Below are 456 nucleotides of genomic sequence, written 5' to 3'. Positions count from 1 at the left end.
GGGCCCACTCGAGGACGTGGGCTTCCTCGCCCGCAATGCCCAAACACTGGAGGCGTTGCAGGCCCGCATTGGCGGCCGCGCAATCACCTCGGCACAGGCGATGACCGCGCTCGAACAGGTGCTGCAGTGCGGCCATGCCGGCGAAGCGCTACTGTGGCTCGACTGGAAGTCCATCTCGCGCGTCATGCCAGCCGCACGCTCGCTGCGCTATCTCGACATGCGGGGCGGCATCGGACAGGAAACGCAGCGCGCCGATGGCGCTAGCATGAAAGCCGAGATCCGCGCGCTTGACTCCGCCGAAGCCGTGCAACTGGTGATCGAGACACTGCAGGCACAGATCGCTCGGATCCTCCACCTATCTGCCGCCAAGGTCGATCCTGATCGCTCAGTGACCGATCTGGGCTTGGACTCGCTGATGGGCATGGAGCTCGGCATGGCAATTGAGGAGTGCTTCGA

1 protein-coding gene is annotated in these 456 nt (G+C 64.7%); it reads left to right on the top strand.

Features of this window, described 5'->3' with window-relative positions; all coding sequences use genetic code 11:
• Nucleotides 1-16 precede the first annotated feature (16 nt).
• Nucleotides 17-456: acyl carrier protein (locus tag D7X74_RS42390; RefSeq protein ID WP_199742035.1), on the top strand; the 440-nt coding region annotated here is incomplete at its 3' end.

The organism is Corallococcus sp. CA047B (assembly GCF_003612065.1).
GTDB lineage: Bacteria > Myxococcota > Myxococcia > Myxococcales > Myxococcaceae > Corallococcus > Corallococcus praedator.
The sequence above is the reverse complement of the archived record's forward strand: the minus strand, read 5'-3'. Positions and strand labels throughout refer to the sequence as shown.